This window comes from Streptomyces sp. AN091965, from assembly GCF_022698285.1.
GTDB lineage: Bacteria > Actinomycetota > Actinomycetes > Streptomycetales > Streptomycetaceae > Streptomyces.
Window position 1 is genome coordinate 7265996 of the sequence record NZ_JALDMY010000001.1, and the last position, 14656, is coordinate 7280651.

Sequence of the window (14656 nt, forward strand, 5' to 3'; positions counted from 1 at the left end):
CCTCCGGCCACCCTTCGGCCGTCCTCATACGTCGAACCGGATCAGCTCGTCGAGCAGCCCGGCGACCGCCTCGTCGGGCAGCGGCTCCCCCGCGTCCGGCCCCGCCGCCCCGGCGAGCAGGCGGTCGAGCTCCGCGACGGCGCCCGGCAGTTCGGCCGCCACGTCCACGTCGTACAGGAAGAGGTCGACGAGCAGCCGCCCCGGCACCGTGCGCAGTCTCTCCAGCGCCGCCTGCGCGGCCGGGGTCATCAGGCGCCGGGCGAGCAGCTCGAACGGCACGTCCCGCAGCTCGGCGTGCGAGGTCCACGGCGTGACCGAGGCCCCCGCGAGCGCGTCGTAGGGGCTCGGGGGCCTGTCGGGGTCCTGCATCACGGCGGGGTGCCTCCCTCGGCGGGCGCGTCGGCGGTCAGGGCGGCGCGCCAGCCGCGCACCGCGTCGAGGAGCGCGCGGCGCACCCGCGGGTCCATCGCGTCCGCGCGGGTCGCGCGGATCAGGTGGTGCAGGGCCTTGCGCACGTCGCCCCTGGCCCGTTCGGCCTCCGCGCGGTCGGTCAGCTCCGCGGCCCAGGAGGCCAGGTCGTCCTCGTCCGGCGGCGGCTCCGCGCCGTCGCTGCGGATGAGCGCGCCCATGCCCGCGACGCCCAGGTCGGTGGCGAGCAGCCGGTCCAGCTCCTCCAGGGCCTCGCCGAGGGTCTCGCGGTAGTTGTGCGTGAGGGCCTGGCCGAGGCCGACGTCGAGCAGGCCGAGGGCCTCGTGCAGGTGGCGCAGGCGGACGGGCAGCGGGTCGCCGCGCTCGTCGAGGGTGAAGACCAGGGCGCGGGCGAGGTTGTCCCGGGCGTGGTTGGAGGCCGGGTTGAGGTCGAGGGCGCGGCGCAGGTCGGCCTCGGCGCCGTACACGTCCGCGCGCATGCCGTGCTTGGTGCGGGTGTAGCCGCGCCACACCCCGCGCATCGAGTACAGCGAGGAGAGCCTGCCGTCCAGCTGGTCGCGGACCTCGCGGTCCAGCGGGTGCAGCAGCGGCGGCACGGCCTCGACGAGCGCGATGGCCTCGTCGAGGCCGTCGCCGCGGCGCGCCCGGGGCCCGGACGGTTCGCTGACGAGGGCCTCCACCCGGCCGAGCGCGGTGCGCACGACCGCCTTCTTCGCGCGGGCCGACATCCCGGCGCGGCGGGCGACCCGCACCAGGCGCTCCCACTGTTCGAGGGCGCGGCTCAGCCCGTCCTCGCCGTCGGCGAGCGCCGTGCGGGACAGTTCGAGGCGGGCGCGCACGGCCAGTTCGACGCCGTCCTGGAGCAGCCGCGCGTGCCGGTGCGCCAGCTGGACGTACGCGGGGTCCCGGCGCAGGAAATCCCGGCAGTGCCCGCAGCCCTCGATGTGGCGGCGCGGGTCGGCCGCGGCGGCGGGGCCCGCGCAGTCCTCGGGCAGCGTGGTGAGCGTCGGGAAGGCGGGCAGGGCGCCCAGGGCCCCGGGGAACTTGTGGACCGCGCACAGCGCGAGCGACCGGGCCAGGCCGGAGAACGCCCAGCGCAGCTCGCGGGCCGCGTACTCGCCCGGGTCCTTGCCGTCCTTGGCGGCGGCGTCCAGCTGCGCGGCGAGCGCGGCGAGCGGCAGTTGCAGGTCGAGCAGCCGCAGATAGTGCGGCCCGCAGGCGAGCGCGCCGCGCGCCCCGGGCACCCCGGGAAGCCCGCCCACGTCCTTGAGGACCCGCGCGCCGCCCAGCTCCGCTTCGAGGAAGGCCGCCAACTCGCCGTACTCCTCGGCCTGGTGGGGCCGCCCCTCCTCCGTGTGCCGCTGCTCGTACGCGGACAGCTGCGCGGACAGGTGGCGGCTCAGCTCCCAGCGCAGCCGGTTCATGTCCTCCGGGGTCAGCTCGCGGGCGTAGCAGGCGGCGCGCTCGGCCCGCCAGCCGTCCCAGTACGCGTCGTCGCTGAGCAGTGTCGACCAGTACGCGAGCGCCTGCTCCCAGGTGCGCGTGGCGTGCTCCCAGGCGCCGCTCTGCTCCAGCTCCTGCGCCTGCCACAGGCGGGCCACGGCGAGGCCGTGCACCACCGCCATGTCGCCGGGGGCCGCGGCCAGGCGCCGCTCCCACTCGGCGGCGGCCGCGTCCCGGCCGCGCGCGAGGAGCAGCAGCAGCGGCGCGTCCTCCGGGAAGCGCTCGCCCAGCACGTCCACGAGCCCGGGCCCGGCGTGCTCGTCGTCCGGCGACAGCGTGGCCAGCGCGTCGCGCACGGCCTCGGGCGCGTGCCAGCGGTACAGCAAGGCGTCCAACTGGAGCCTGCGGCCCGGTAGTTGGAGCCGGTCCAGGGCGACCCGCTCGGACCAGGTCATGCCGCCGCGCCCCAGGAGCGTGTACGGCGCGTCCCTGACGGCGGCCATCGACACGCCGGGGTGCACGCCCGCCTCGCGCAGCGCCAGATACGGGTACGTGGGATCGCGCAGCGCGAACGGGTCGGCGGTCAGCGGCGCGTGGGTCAGGCCGTCGGCCCAGGGCAGCAGGTCGAGCAGCCGCCGCAGCCGCCGGCGCCGCACCTCGGCCCGGTCGAGCCGGCCCGCCGCGCGCTCGTACGCGGCCACGGCGTCGCTCCAGCGGCCGTCGCGCTCCAGCAACCGCCCCTGCGCATAGGCGAGGTGGGCGTCGGCGTCCCGGTGCCCCAGGCACGCGCCGAACGCCTCCGCGGCCTTCTCCCACTCCTGGTGGGCGTCCGCGATGCGGCCGCGCGCGTACGCGTCGACCGTGTCCACGGCGGCCGCGGCGGCCAGGTCGGGCCGTCCCCGCAGGTCCTGGGCCGCCGCCACGACGGCGTTCCACTCGCCCTCGGCCTCGGCGGCCCGCAGCCGCGCGTAACGGCAGCGCGCCGCGCAGTCCGTGCCGTCGAGCCCGCCGCCGATCTCCTCGTACGCCGCCGCGACCGCCAGCCACTGCGCCGCCCCGGTGGCCCGTTCCTCGCCGCCGCGCGCACCGGCGTAGCGCCGCCGGGCGGGCACGTCCGCCCACGCGTCCGGCAGGACGCGGTAGACCCGTGCCGCGTCGTGCCAGCGGTCGGCGGCCTCGTGGGTGCGGGCGAGGGCGTAGAGGTAGAGGTGCAGCGGCTCCGCGGCCGAGGTGACCGCCGGGGTCTGCGGGGCGGCGGTACCGTTGTGGAAGGCGCGCCCGTAGATCGCGCAGGCCGCCGCCCAGTCGGGGCGCGCCTCCGCGCGGCGGCCCTCCGCCTTGCGGCGCAGCGGGGCGACGGTGCCCTCGCGCGCGGTGTCCGGCACGCCCGCGAGCAACGCGCAGGCCGCCGCCCAGTCGCGGTGGACGTCGGCCGCGACCCGGGCGCGGGCGTAGCGGCGGCGCACTCCCACGTCGCCGTCCGCGTAGGTGTCGGGCAGCCTCCCGAAGCCGTCGATGACTTCGGCCCACGCGCCCCGGGCGTCGGCGGCCCGGCCGTGCGCGTACAGGACCTGGTCCGCCACGTCGGCGAAGGAGCCCGAGAGGCCGCCGAGCCAGGCGAGCGCCCCGTCCCAGTCGGCCCGCTCGCGGCAGAGCCGCGCCCGGGCGTAGGCGCAGCGGCCGTCGGAGTCGAGGTGGGCGAGGGCCGGGGAGCCCTGGGTCCCGGGTCCGCCGGGGCCGTCCCCGGGGGAGCGGCACTCCTCGAAGGCCGCGACGGCGGCCGCCCAGTCCCCGTCGTCGGCGGCCGCGCGGCCGCACGCGTAGGACCGGCGGAGGGCGGCGTCGGCGATGCTCGGGGCGCGCCGTGGGGCGGCCGGGCCCGGGGTGCCGGGGCCGGGGTGGGGGACCTCCGGTCCGGGTGGCGGGTCGGCCGGGTCCGGGGCGCCCGGTCCGGGTGGTGCGGCGGTAGGGCCCGGGGCGCCCGGTCCGGGGGGCGCGGCCGTAGGGCCCGAGGAGGTCGGGCCGGGTGGTGCGGTGGCCGGGTGCGGGGAGTTCGGCCCGGACGCGCCCGGGGCGCCCCCGCACTCCGCGTACGCCGCCGCGGCCTCGCGCCACCGCCCCGCCGACTCCGCCGACCGGCCGCGGACGTACGCCGCGCGGGCCGCCGTGGCCGGGTCGTCGGGGCACAGGGCCGCGGCCTCGGCGTAGGCGTGCGCGGCGGCGTCCCAGTCGCCCTCGTGGTGGGCCCGTTCGGCGGCGGCGCGGACCGAGGCGGCGCGCAGGGCCGTGCGCGCGGCGGCCAGGCGCTCGGGGACCTCCGCCCGGCCGAGCCCGGCGGCGGCCACCTCCTCGTACAGGGAGACGGCCGCGTCCCAGTCGGCGGCGGCCTCCGCCGCCCGCGCGCGGTCGAGGAGTTCCGCGGCGAGGCGCAGCCGCTCCGCACGGGCGGTCAGCGGCCCCGGCAGCGGCAGGGGCAGCGCCGCGCGGACCACGGCGAGCTGCCCGGCCGCGGCGGCCCCGTCGCCCTCGTGGGCGAGCAGGTCGCACAGCTTCTCCAGTTCGGGCCAGGCCAGTTCGCACGCCGCCTCGGTGCGCAGGCGCCGCTGCTCGTCCTCGTACTGCCGCGTGGGCGTACGCAGGATGCGCTGCACCTGGGGCCACCGCCCCTGGTCGCGCTCGTGGCGGGCGGCGCTGATCAGGGTGGTGGCGTCCACGTGCCCGACCGGGCTCTGGAAGGCGCGCAGGGCGTCCGCGCCCTCGCGCAGCGGGTCGGCCACGGCGCCGCCGTCGTCGCGGACCTCGCGCGCCTTGAACAGCCACCCGTGCCGGCACTCGGCGTGCAGGAACAGCGCGGGCGTCGCCCACTCGACGGCGGTGTGGCGCGGCAGGTGCGAGATGCGGCGGCGGGCCGTGGACACCGCCTCGTCGACGGTGCGGTTGGCCGCGAGCTCCTTGAACAGCTCGGGGCTGAAGCGGCCCGCGGACGCGTCGCTGACGCGCCCGCGCATCGCCACCACGGCGGGCAGGCCCCCGGCGACGAGTGCCTGCGCGAGCCCCGAGAACGGCTCGGCGTGCATCCCGTCGGGGCCCGAACTGTCTGCCCCCGAACAGAGGTTGAGCACGGCCAGGCGCAGCCGGGGCGCCTTCAGGAGGATGCCGCTGAGCAGATCGGCGGGGACGCTGTCGACACCGCCGGACTCGGTCTCCAGCTGGACGACGCCCTTGCCGAGCTCCTCGTCGTAGCGGCCGTGGGCGATGAGCAGCACGGCCGTGGGCAGGTCGCCGTGCGCGGCGAGGGCCGCCTCCAGGCGCTCGCGCGTGGCCGCCTCCACGACGGTGGTGCGCACGGCCACCTCGGGCAGCTCCTGGCGCAGCGCGGCGACCTCCGCGTCCAGGCGCAGGGCCGGGCCCGCGCCGGGCGGCGACGCGCAGACGACGAGCAGCCGGATCAGGCTCGGCTCGTCCGCGGGCGCGGGAAGGCGCCGGCCCAGCGGGCCGCCGGGCAGGGAACGCACCAGCGAGTAGGCGGGGTTGAGGGCCAGCGACTGGTGCGGCAGGTCGGCCGGGGCGCACAGCGCCTCCAGGGGCAGCTCGCGCAGGCGCGGCGGCAGGTCGAAGCGGAGCCGCAGGCGGCGGCCCGGGGCGGTGCGCTGGGCGAGGTCGAGGGCGGAGGCCAGACAGGCGGCGGTGGGGGAGGAGCGGGGCCCGCCGGGCGGGGGAGGCACGGCCGGGGCGGTGCGGGGCGGCCCGTAGGCCGGGTTGCCGGGCACCGGGGCGGGGGGACCGAAGCCGGGGCCCGGGGGCGGCGGACCGTAGCCGGGGGCGGCGAACCCCGGGGCTCCCGGCCCGAACCCGGTGTTGCCGGGAGGTACGGCCGCAGGCCCGCCGTAGTCCCCGGCCGGTGCCGCGTACGGGAGACGGCCGGGGCCCCCGGGCGCCGCCCGGTCGCCGTCCCCGAACAGCAGCCCGTACACGGCGCGCCCCAGCTCGCGCAGCTGCTCGACCGTGTGCCGCTCGCCCATCGGCGCGTGGCCGAGGTCGGCCTCGACGAGCCGGTCCCAGCGGGCGCGGAGCGCCGCGGGCTCGCCGTCCACGGCGATGACGTCCGCGGCGCAGGACGGGCCGCTGACGGCCACCAGGAAGCGGGAGGGGCCGAACGGGCGGATGCGGATGCGCAGTTCCTCGTACTCGTACACCGGCGCCGGTCACCTCCCGCTCTCGTCGAACTGCTCGCGTACGAAGTCGAGTTCGTCCTGGGCCCGGCGCCGCTCCTCGGCGATCTCGGGGTCGTCGGGAAAGCGGGCGAGCGCCGCCGTCAGCGCCTCGACGGCCTCCTCCAGGACGGCGCGCGCGCCGGACAGGCTGCCCGACCCCCACCGCTGGAGGGCCAGGCCGCGCAGCACGATACCGAGGCTGAGCTGCGCCCGCCGCCCGTGCGGGCTCAGGGCCACCGAGCGCCGCAGGTCGGCGGCGGGAGCGTCGAGCGTGGAGCCCTCGCGGTTCGCCTCGACGATGCCCCGGTCGGCGAGGGCGCGCGCCAACTGGCCGTCGATGCGCGGCCGTTCGTTGGCGCCGATGACCGTGCGAGCGGCCTCCAGGGTGGCGACGGCCCGGCTGAGCAGCCCGGCGCGGTGGGCGTCCTTCGCGGTGGCGAGGGCGAGGCCGGCGACCTTCGCCTGGGTCGGGCGGTAGCGGCCGAGCTCCCGGGCGTGCACGAGGGCGCGCCGCAGGGAGGCGGCGGCCGCCCCGAAGTCCGGCGGCTCGGCGCGGAGCTGGTCGTGGCCGAGCGTGACGCGGGCGTGGAGCGCGAGGTCCCTGGCGTCGCGAGCGAGCCGTTCGTGGCGGTCGGCCAGGCCCGCGTAGCCCGGGTTCAGCTCGTCGAAGCGCGGGCAGTCCGCCTCGCACACGGGCGCGGCGCCCGGGTCCGCCGCGCGGGCCCGCGCGCGACAGGCGGGGCAGCGCAGCTCCCCGAGCGCGGCGAGGGCGTCACCGGGCAGCCCGTGGCGCAACCGCATGTGGGCGAAGCCGAGTTCGGAGAAGGCGTGCACGAGCGTGTCGTCCGGCCGGGCGGCGGCGAACGCGCCGAACTCCCGCACCGCGCCGAGCGCCGCGATCCGCAGGGGGCCGCCGCGCACGGGCACTCCAGGTGGTCCGTCTGCCGCGCCGGGCGGCTGTGGTGGCGCTCCGGCCGCCGCGTCGAGCAGCCGCGCCGCCTCGGCCTCGCGCTGGAGCAGCAGGTCGGGCGGCACCCTGGCGCCGGTGTCGGCGCCGCCGTCGGTGAGCCGCCGCGCGAGGTGCTCGCACAGTGCGGTACGGAGATCCGGCACGAGGGACTTTGCCACGTCGACGCCGTACCGGCCCGCGGCGCCGTGCCGCACGCGCTCCCAGAAGGCGGCGTCGTGCAGCAGCGCGCCCCAGGCGCCCACGCACCGTTCGAGGATGGAACTGCCGTTGTATGAGCGGGAGTTGACCAGGGCGAGCGCGAGCGTGTGGGTGACCCGGTGATCGGCCGGGTCGTTCCGGGTGGCGTCGTCGAGGAGGCCGACGGCCGCGTCGCGGCGGCCGCCCACGACGAGCGTCACCGCGTACAGCGGTACGAACGCGCCGCGCTCGCGGCGCAGCCCCCAGGACGCGGCGGTGAGCGCGGCGGCCCGCTCCCGGTCGGGCGCGTCCCCGCCGAGCGCGGTCAGCGCGGCACGCCGCAGGCGCAGCGCGACCTCCCGGGCGCCCCCGCCGAGCGCCGCCTCGACCCACCGCGCCTCGTCGTCGAGCGGCCCGGCCCGCGCCGCCGCCCGCAGGTCGTCGAGCGCGGCGGCCGCACGGCCGGACTTGGCGCGCACGTAGGCGCGTTGGACGGCCGCGCGCGGGTGCGGGTCGGGCCGGTCGAGGGCCTCGGTGAAGCACGCATCGGCCGCCGCGAGGTCCCCGCGCCGCGCCAGCGCGCACCCCGTCCAGAAGGGGGCCGCGGCCCCGCCGGGGTCCGCTTCCCGCGCCCCGCGGAACTCCACGAGGGCCTGCGCGGTGTCCCCGGCGGCGAGGCACAGGCGCCCGAGGCCGATCCGGGCGCGAGCGAGGACGTCGGCGCCGTCCGGGGTGGCGGTGGCGGCGGTGGCGGCGGCGTCCGGGGCGCTGGTGGTCCCCGGAGTGCCGGTGGCGTCCGGGGCGTCGGCGGCCCACGGAGTGCCGGTGGCCTCCGGAGTGCCGGTGGTGCGCGGGGCCTCGGTGGCGTCCGGGGTGCCGTTGGCCAGGAGGGGCGTCCCCGGCGGGGAGCCGTCGTCGGCGCGTGCAGGGCGCGCGAGGGCCGCCGCGCGCCGGAAGGAGGCCTCCGCGCCCGGCCCGTCCCCGCGGGCCCACCGGGCCTCGCCCTCGGCGCAGGCCGTTCGCGCCGCGGCGTACGCCGTATCCGTTCGCGCCCCCACGTCTCGCACGCCCCCGATCAGCGGCCGGTGCCGGGTCAGCCCGCGGCCTCGTCCAACTCGGAGCGCCAGCGGGACTGCTGTCGGTCGTAGTGCAGGGGGCCCACCCGGAACGCCGTCAGGTCGAGCCCCACCAGCCGTTCATACGCCTCGGCGGGGAGGTCCGGTTCCAGGACGACGCTCAGGCCGGTGCGGTCGTCCCGCAGCACGAGGGGGCGCGGCGGCGCGGCGGCGGCTCCGTCGCGGCGCGCCAGACGGCCCACCGCCGCCTTGAACGCCCCGTACGCGTCCCGCACCGCCTCCGCGCCCAGGCCGCTGAGGAACGCCTGCAACGGCAGCGCGGCGAGGACCAGCCAGGGCACGTCGCCCGCGCCGCGGTGACCGACGGCGCGGCGTACCCGCGGGGTGCGGACGCCGAGTCCGGCGAGGGCGGCGACCAGTTCGTCGCCGAGGGCGTCGGTGACGTCCTGGTCCAGGAGCAGCTCGGCGCGCAGCGGCACGCCGGAAGTGCCGGGCGTACGGGGCGCGTCGGGCAGCGGCGGCGCGTCGGGCATGGGGCGGTCATCCTTCCGCCGGGGTGCGGGGCGTGCGACGGGGCACGGGCCCGCAGCCTAGAGGCCGCGCGCCCTTCCGCGCGGGCGAAACCGGATCTCTCGCCCTGCCGATTCCTCATCCAAGGCCCTGAACAGGCACTCTTGCCAGATTTTTCCGGAATGGGGGATTCATGGAACTTTCGTGCTGTGCCGGGAGTCTTCTGAGGTGAAGGCTGAAACGCAGCTGAACACGGGGGTGTTCACCTTGACCGACATCGACCTCGACTTGGACGTCCGGCGCGGGACCGACGAGCCCGGCGCGCCCCACGAGCCGGACGCGACCGACAAGCCGGATGCGACCGCCGGGCCCGCCGCGGCCGACGGCGACGCCACGGCCACGGGGGAAGCCGACGGCCGCGAGCTCGTTCCGTACGTGGCGCCGCTGACCGTCCCGCCCGTCCTGCGCCCCGCCGGGGGCGACGTCCGCGAAGAGACGGAGATCGCGGTCCGCCCGGCCTGGGTGCGGCTGCACCCGCAGCTCCCGCCCACCCTGATGTTCGGGTACGAGGGCTCCGTGCCCGGCCCCACCATCGAGGTGCGGCGCGGCGAGCGCATCCGCATCGCGTGGACCAACCGCGTGCCCAAGGAGACCGAGTTCCCCGTCACCGCGGTGGAGGTGCAGCGCACGGGCGAGCCGCCCAGCACCCTCCCGGGCCGCGAGGGCGTCGAGCCGGACAAGGACGTGGCCGCGCTCCCCGCCTGGACCGTCACCCACGTCCACGGCGCCCAGACGGGCGGCGGCAACGACGGCTGGGCGGACAACGCCGTGGGATCCGGCGACGCCCAGCTCTCCGAGTATCCGAACGACCACCAGGCGGTCCAGTGGTGGTACCACGACCACGCCATGAACATCACCAGGTGGAACGTCTTCGCCGGGCTGTACGGCACCTACCTCGTCCGCGACGAGGAGGAGGACGCGCTCCAACTCCCCTCCGGCAAGCGGGAGATCCCCCTCCTCATCGCCGACCGGAATCTCGACACGGACGAGGACGGCCGGCTGACGGGCCGCCTCCTCCACAAGACCACGATCATCGACCCGAAGAACGCCGAGACGGGCAAGCCGGTCACGCTCCCCTTCACAGGCCCGTACACCACGGTCAACGGCCGCATCTGGCCCTACGCCGACGTGACCCCGGCCTGGTACCGCTTCCGCCTGGTCAACGCGTCGAACGCGCGCGTGTACGACCTCGTCCTCATCGACGAGTCCGGCCGCCCCGTGCCCGGCGTGCTCCACCAGATCGGCAGCGACGGCGGTCTGCTGCCGCGCCCGGTGCCCATCGACTTCGGGGGCACCGCGGGCTCGTCGCCCACGCTGACCGTCGCGCCCGCCGAGCGCTTCGACCTCCTCGTCGACTTCCGCGCGCTCGCGGGCAAGCGCCTCCGCCTGGTCAACAAGGGGCCGAACGCGGCCCCGGGCCTCCCCGACCCCGCGGGGAACGTGCGCCATCCCCACGTCATGGAGTTCCGCGTCGGCAAGGGCGGCGGCGCACCGGACACCTTCCGGCTCCCCGAGGTCCTCTCCGGGTCCTTCCGCCCGATCGGCCACGGCGTGCCACACGGCCACCGGCTGATCGTGCTCACCCCACCGGCCACCAAGGGCGGCGGCGGACACCCGGAGATCTGGGAGATGGAGGAGGTCAAGGACCCCGGCGGCATCCAGTTCCCCGCCGACGGCGTCATCCAGGTCCGCGGGTCCGACGGCGCCCTGAAGACCTACCGCAGGACGGCCCGTACGTTCAACGACGGCCTGGGCTTCACCATCGCCGAGGGCGCGTACGAGCAGTGGAGCTTCCTGAACCTCGCCGTCCGGCCGAACGTGACCCACCCCATGCACATCCACCTGGCCGACTTCCAGCTCCTCGGCCGCGACACGTACGACGCCTCGGGCTTCGACCCGGCCGCCGGCGGCACCCGTACCCCGGTCGCGCACGACCCGGCCGCACCCGTCCCGATCGCTCCCAACGAACGCGGCTGGAAGGACGTGTTCCTGGTCCCCGGCGGCCAGCTGCTCCGCGTCATCGGCAAGTTCGACGGGGCGTACGGCCGCTTCATGTACCACTGCCATCTGCTGGAGCACGAGGACATGGGCATGATGCGCCCCTTCGTCGTGATGCCCAAGGAGGCCCTGAAGTTCGACCACGGAGGCCATGGTGGCCACGGCGGCGGCCACGGCGACCACTGACCCGGCGGCCTGACGGGGGCGCGGGGAGCTCTCGTCAGGCCGACCCGACCCGCCCCGCGGCCCGGGCCACCGCGGCCCGACCGAGGGCCCGCACCATCGGATGGGCCCGCGTGCCGTCCCCGCTCAACTCCGGCTGGAACAGGGCCGCGAGGAAGAAGGGGTGCCCCGGCAGCTCGGCCACCCGCACCTGCCCCTCCGCGTCCGTGCCCGAGAACCGCAGCCCGCGCGCCCGCAGCACGTCGAGCAGCCGGACATCGCTCGGTCCGTACGAGCAGTGGTAGCGCTCCACCGTGCGGTCCGCGCCGAGGACGGCCTCGGCGAGCGACCCGGGCGCGAGGGTCACGGCCCCCTCGTGCCCGACGAGCGAGCAGGCGAGCGGCGCGATGAGCGGGGCCTCGGCGCCGGGGTCGTTCTCGGCGTGCGCGGCGTGGGTGAGACCGCACGCGTGACGGGCGTACTCCAGGAGCGCGTGCTGGAAGCCGCCACAGGTGCCGAGGAAGGGAATGCCCTCCTCGCGCGCGGTACGGATCGCGGCCAGCGCCCCCGCCTCACTGCGGTACGGGCTCCCGGGCAGCATCCACACCGCGTCGAACCCCCGCACGGCGTCCGGCTCGGCGGCGTCCTCGGTCGGGATCCAGTACGCGTCGAGGACGATCCCGTCCCGGGCGGCGAGCGCGTCGAGGAGCAGGGGGACGCGGCTGTGCGAGGCGACGTTGGGGGAGCGGTCCCCGACGAGGGCGAGCCGGGCGGGCGCCGTCGGGGAGGCGGAAGCGGAGGGCGCGGGCGCGGCGGGTCCCGCCGGGGAGCCCCCGGCGGGACCCGTGGGGTTCGCATCGGGGTTCACATGGCGGTTCGCGTGGGGGTTCACGTGGAGGTTCGGGCCGGAGCCCACGTGAGGGTCCGCGGAAGGGCTCTCTTGGGATTTCGCGTTCATGACGGCCATCCTCCGCACCGGCCCTTGTTCACGTCCAACGATGAATCCTGCACCCGCCATCAGTGCTGCTAATGACGGAAGGTGATCCTGTTCTCCATGGACCCGCACCTGCTCCGCACGTACGTCACCGTCGTCCGCCTCGCCTCCTTCTCCGCCGCCGCCCGCACCCTCGGCTACACCCAGTCCGCCGTCTCGCAGCACATCGCCGCCCTGGAGCAGGACCTCGGCACGCCGCTCCTGACCCGCCGCCCCGTCGCGCCCACGCGCGCGGGCGAGCGGCTCCTCGACCACGCGGGGCCGCTGCTGCTGCGGCTCGACGCGGCCCGCGCGGAGGTCCTCGCCCTCGCGGGCGCTCCGGACGAGGGTCTGACGCTGGCCGCCGCGCCCACCGCCCTGACCCCCCGCACGCTGCGGGCCCTGCCGACGACGGGCGTCACGCTGCGGGTCGTCGACCGGGCCCTCGTCCCCGAGGCCGTCGCGACCGGCGCCGCCCAGCTGGGGCTCGTCGACGGGCTCGCCGCGCCGACCGACCCGCTGCGCATCCCCGACGTGGCCCCGCTCACCACCCGGGGCACGGGCGAGGAACCGGTGTGCGTCGTACTGCCCGCCGGGCACCCGCTGGCCCGTCGCGCGGGGCTTCGCCTGGGCGACCTCGCGGACGCCCGCTGGCTGGATGCGCCCGGCGCGGGCCTGCCCCTGGACCAGCTGCGCGCCGCGACGGGCGGCACGGGCTTCCGCCCGGCCCTGCGCTACGACGGCACGGACGTACGGACCCTGGTCGCGCTCGCGGCGGCCGGACACGGGCTCGCCCTGCTGCCGCGCTCGGCGGCGACCAGCGAGCCGGACGCCCGAGGCGCCGAGGGCACCGTCGCCGTACCGCTCACCGCGCCCCGCGTCGTGCACCGCACCGAACTGCTGCACGCCGGGGCGCTGCGCGGCGCCGCGGCCGCCTTCGCCGCACGCCTCGACGTCACCCGTTCGTGAATCGTCGCGCGGGGTCACGCCGGGTAGGGCTGTGGCCGGAGGCGAGCCATGAAACAGACCGCGTTGCGTCCCAAGCCCATGCCCGGACGGGAGCCCGCCACGAGCGGGAGATCCGCCAAGGGCCCCCGTCCGCACGCCGCGCGCCGCCGCGGCAAGCGGCTCACCACGCTCCTGCTCGGCCTGCTGTGCGCGACGGTCCTGGTGCTCACCGGGGTGGGCCTCGGCACGGTCGGCGCCACCGTCATCGGCATGAGCAGCCTCGCGGAGATGCAGCGCCAGGCAGGCGCGGGCGCACCTCCCGGAGCGCCGGGACACGCGCCCCCCGGCGCGCGGTCCGCGGGCGGGCAACCCAAGGGCGGGACGGCTTCCGGCGAGTCGGCCTCCGGCGCGCGGTCCACCGACAGGACCGCCACGGCCGCCGCCCCGTCGGGCCCGCGGCCGCAGACGCTCCGTTCCCCGGGCCCGCGCATGGTCCTCGGCGTCGAGGCGGCCGACGCCCCGGCGGCGGGCGGCGCGCTGCTCGTCGGCGTGCACGTGCCGGGCCCCGGCCACGCGGCGGGCCTCATGCGGCGCGACGTCGTCGTCGCGTTCGACGGCGCCCGGGTGCGCACGGCGGCGGACCTCGTCCGCGCGGTGGCCGCGGCACGCCCCGGCAGGAACGTCACTCTGACAGCGCGTCATCCGACCGGCTCCCGCAGGACCCTGACGGTCACCCCGGGCTTCACCACCTGAGGGCGCGCGGCGGGACCGTCAGACCACGCGGAAGTGGGACGTCAACCGCCCCTCGTCGTCCAGGACATGGAGGGCGAACCCCGCCGGGGCGTCCAGGTCGACCAGGCCTTCGCCCTCCCACGGAAGCCGCAGCGTCGAGACCACGCCCGGCCCGACGAGCAGGGGCCGCCCCGCGAAGGTGGTCGCTGCGGGCGTGTGCGCGTGCCCGATGATCAGGCCCACGATCTCCGGGCGGCGCTCCACCAGCGCCCGCAGCCGGTACGGCTCGCGCAGCGGCCACGCGGTGTCCAGGCGCGGATGGTGCACGGGCACGGGGTGGTGGTGGAAGGCGAGCAGCACCGGCGTCTCCCCGTCGAGGGCGTCGAGCCGGTCTTCCAGCCAGGCGTACGTCGTCTCGTCGAGCAGCCCGTGGTCGTGGCCCGGCACGCTGGAGTCGAGCAGGAGGACCTCGGCGCCGCCGACGCGGTGGGCGCTGTTCACCGGGGCCTCGGACGCGCTCGTCGCGGGCTCGCCGAGCAGGGCGGTGCGGAAGGGCGTGCGCCGGTCGTGGTTGCCGGGGCAGGTGAGTACGGGCCAGGGCGCGTCGGTGAACAGCAGGCGCGCCGCCTCCTTGTACTCGGCCTCCTCGCCGTGGTCGGCGATGTCGCCGGTCACGAGCAGCGCGTCCACGGGCCCGGGCAGCGCCCGCAGCCGCTCCATGACGCGCTCGGCGCGCTCGGTCGCCCGTGCGCCGCCGTCCAGGTGCAGGTCACTGATCTGCGCGAGTACCAGCATGTCGTACGTCCCTCCCATGCCCCGGGCGCCGTCCAAGTGCCCCTGTCCGCACCCGGGCCCGGCCTCGAACTAATGGATGTGCCGCATCTAACCATTAGTCATGGGTCCGGGGAACAGCCACCTGGGAACCGGTGGCCTGCCCCGGCGCGCGGCAGTGCGCGGGCGGGGC

9 protein-coding genes are annotated in these 14656 nt (G+C 77.5%); 3 read left to right on the top strand and 6 right to left on the bottom strand.

The genetic code is table 11. The features are described 5' to 3' along the window. Positions 1–24: 24 nt before the first annotated feature. Genes MQV74_RS31015 through MQV74_RS31030 form a run of 4 tightly spaced genes read right to left on the bottom strand, consistent with a single transcriptional unit; the run spans position 25 to position 8842 of the window. Positions 25–372 (bottom strand): hypothetical protein, encoded by a 348-nt coding sequence (locus MQV74_RS31015; RefSeq protein ID WP_242725161.1) that lies wholly within the window; start codon positions 370–372, stop codon positions 25–27. Further along, positions 369–6068 (bottom strand): CHAT domain-containing protein, encoded by a 5700-nt coding sequence (locus MQV74_RS31020; protein ID WP_308402332.1) that lies wholly within the window; start codon positions 6066–6068, stop codon positions 369–371. The genes MQV74_RS31015 and MQV74_RS31020 overlap by 4 nt, the downstream gene beginning before the upstream one ends. Positions 6069–6077: 9 nt before the next feature. Further along, positions 6078–8291 (bottom strand): hypothetical protein, encoded by a 2214-nt coding sequence (locus tag MQV74_RS31025; protein ID WP_242725164.1) that lies wholly within the window; start codon positions 8289–8291, stop codon positions 6078–6080. 35 nt (positions 8292–8326) lie between these two features. Next, positions 8327–8842, bottom strand: coding sequence for a hypothetical protein (locus MQV74_RS31030; protein WP_242725167.1), 516 nt, complete (start codon positions 8840–8842; stop codon positions 8327–8329). Positions 8843–9254: 412 nt separating this feature from the next. Here MQV74_RS31030 and phsA point away from each other — a divergent pair, with 412 nt between their 5' ends. Further along, complete coding sequence (phsA, locus tag MQV74_RS31035) at positions 9255–11063, top strand: O-aminophenol oxidase PhsA (RefSeq protein WP_242729252.1); 1809 nt, start codon at positions 9255–9257, stop codon at positions 11061–11063. Between the two features lie 34 nt (positions 11064–11097). On the opposite strand, the gene MQV74_RS31040 is transcribed toward phsA, so the two are convergent. After that, positions 11098–11997, bottom strand: a complete 900-nt coding sequence (locus MQV74_RS31040) for a CTP synthase C-terminal region-related (seleno)protein (RefSeq protein WP_242725170.1) — start codon at positions 11995–11997, stop codon at positions 11098–11100. A 96-nt stretch (positions 11998–12093) separates the two neighbouring features. Between MQV74_RS31040 and MQV74_RS31045 the strand changes: the two genes are divergently transcribed. Next, entirely contained in the window at positions 12094–12981 is an 888-nt protein-coding gene (locus MQV74_RS31045; protein ID WP_242725173.1) for a LysR family transcriptional regulator, read from the top strand. A gap of 48 nt (positions 12982–13029) precedes the next feature. Continuing rightward, entirely contained in the window at positions 13030–13713 is a 684-nt protein-coding gene (locus MQV74_RS31050; protein ID WP_242725177.1) for a PDZ domain-containing protein, read from the top strand. An 18-nt stretch (positions 13714–13731) separates the two neighbouring features. On the opposite strand, the gene MQV74_RS31055 is transcribed toward MQV74_RS31050, so the two are convergent. Next, positions 13732–14487, bottom strand: a complete 756-nt coding sequence (locus MQV74_RS31055) for a metallophosphoesterase (protein WP_242725179.1) — start codon at positions 14485–14487, stop codon at positions 13732–13734. Positions 14488–14656: the final 169 nt, after the last annotated feature.

What these genes read in the sequence shown, in the direction of transcription:
- MQV74_RS31030 (WP_242725167.1), bottom strand. Translation starts at nt 8,842, where the DNA reads ATGCCCGACGCGCCGCCGCTGCCCGACGCGCCCCGTACGCCCGGCACT.
- MQV74_RS31040 (WP_242725170.1), bottom strand. Translation starts at nt 11,997, where the DNA reads ATGAACGCGAAATCCCAAGAGAGCCCTTCCGCGGACCCTCACGTGGGC.
- MQV74_RS31045 (WP_242725173.1), top strand. Translation starts at nt 12,094, where the DNA reads ATGGACCCGCACCTGCTCCGCACGTACGTCACCGTCGTCCGCCTCGCC.
- MQV74_RS31050 (WP_242725177.1), top strand. Translation starts at nt 13,030, where the DNA reads ATGAAACAGACCGCGTTGCGTCCCAAGCCCATGCCCGGACGGGAGCCC.
- MQV74_RS31055 (WP_242725179.1), bottom strand. Translation starts at nt 14,487, where the DNA reads ATGCTGGTACTCGCGCAGATCAGTGACCTGCACCTGGACGGCGGCGCA.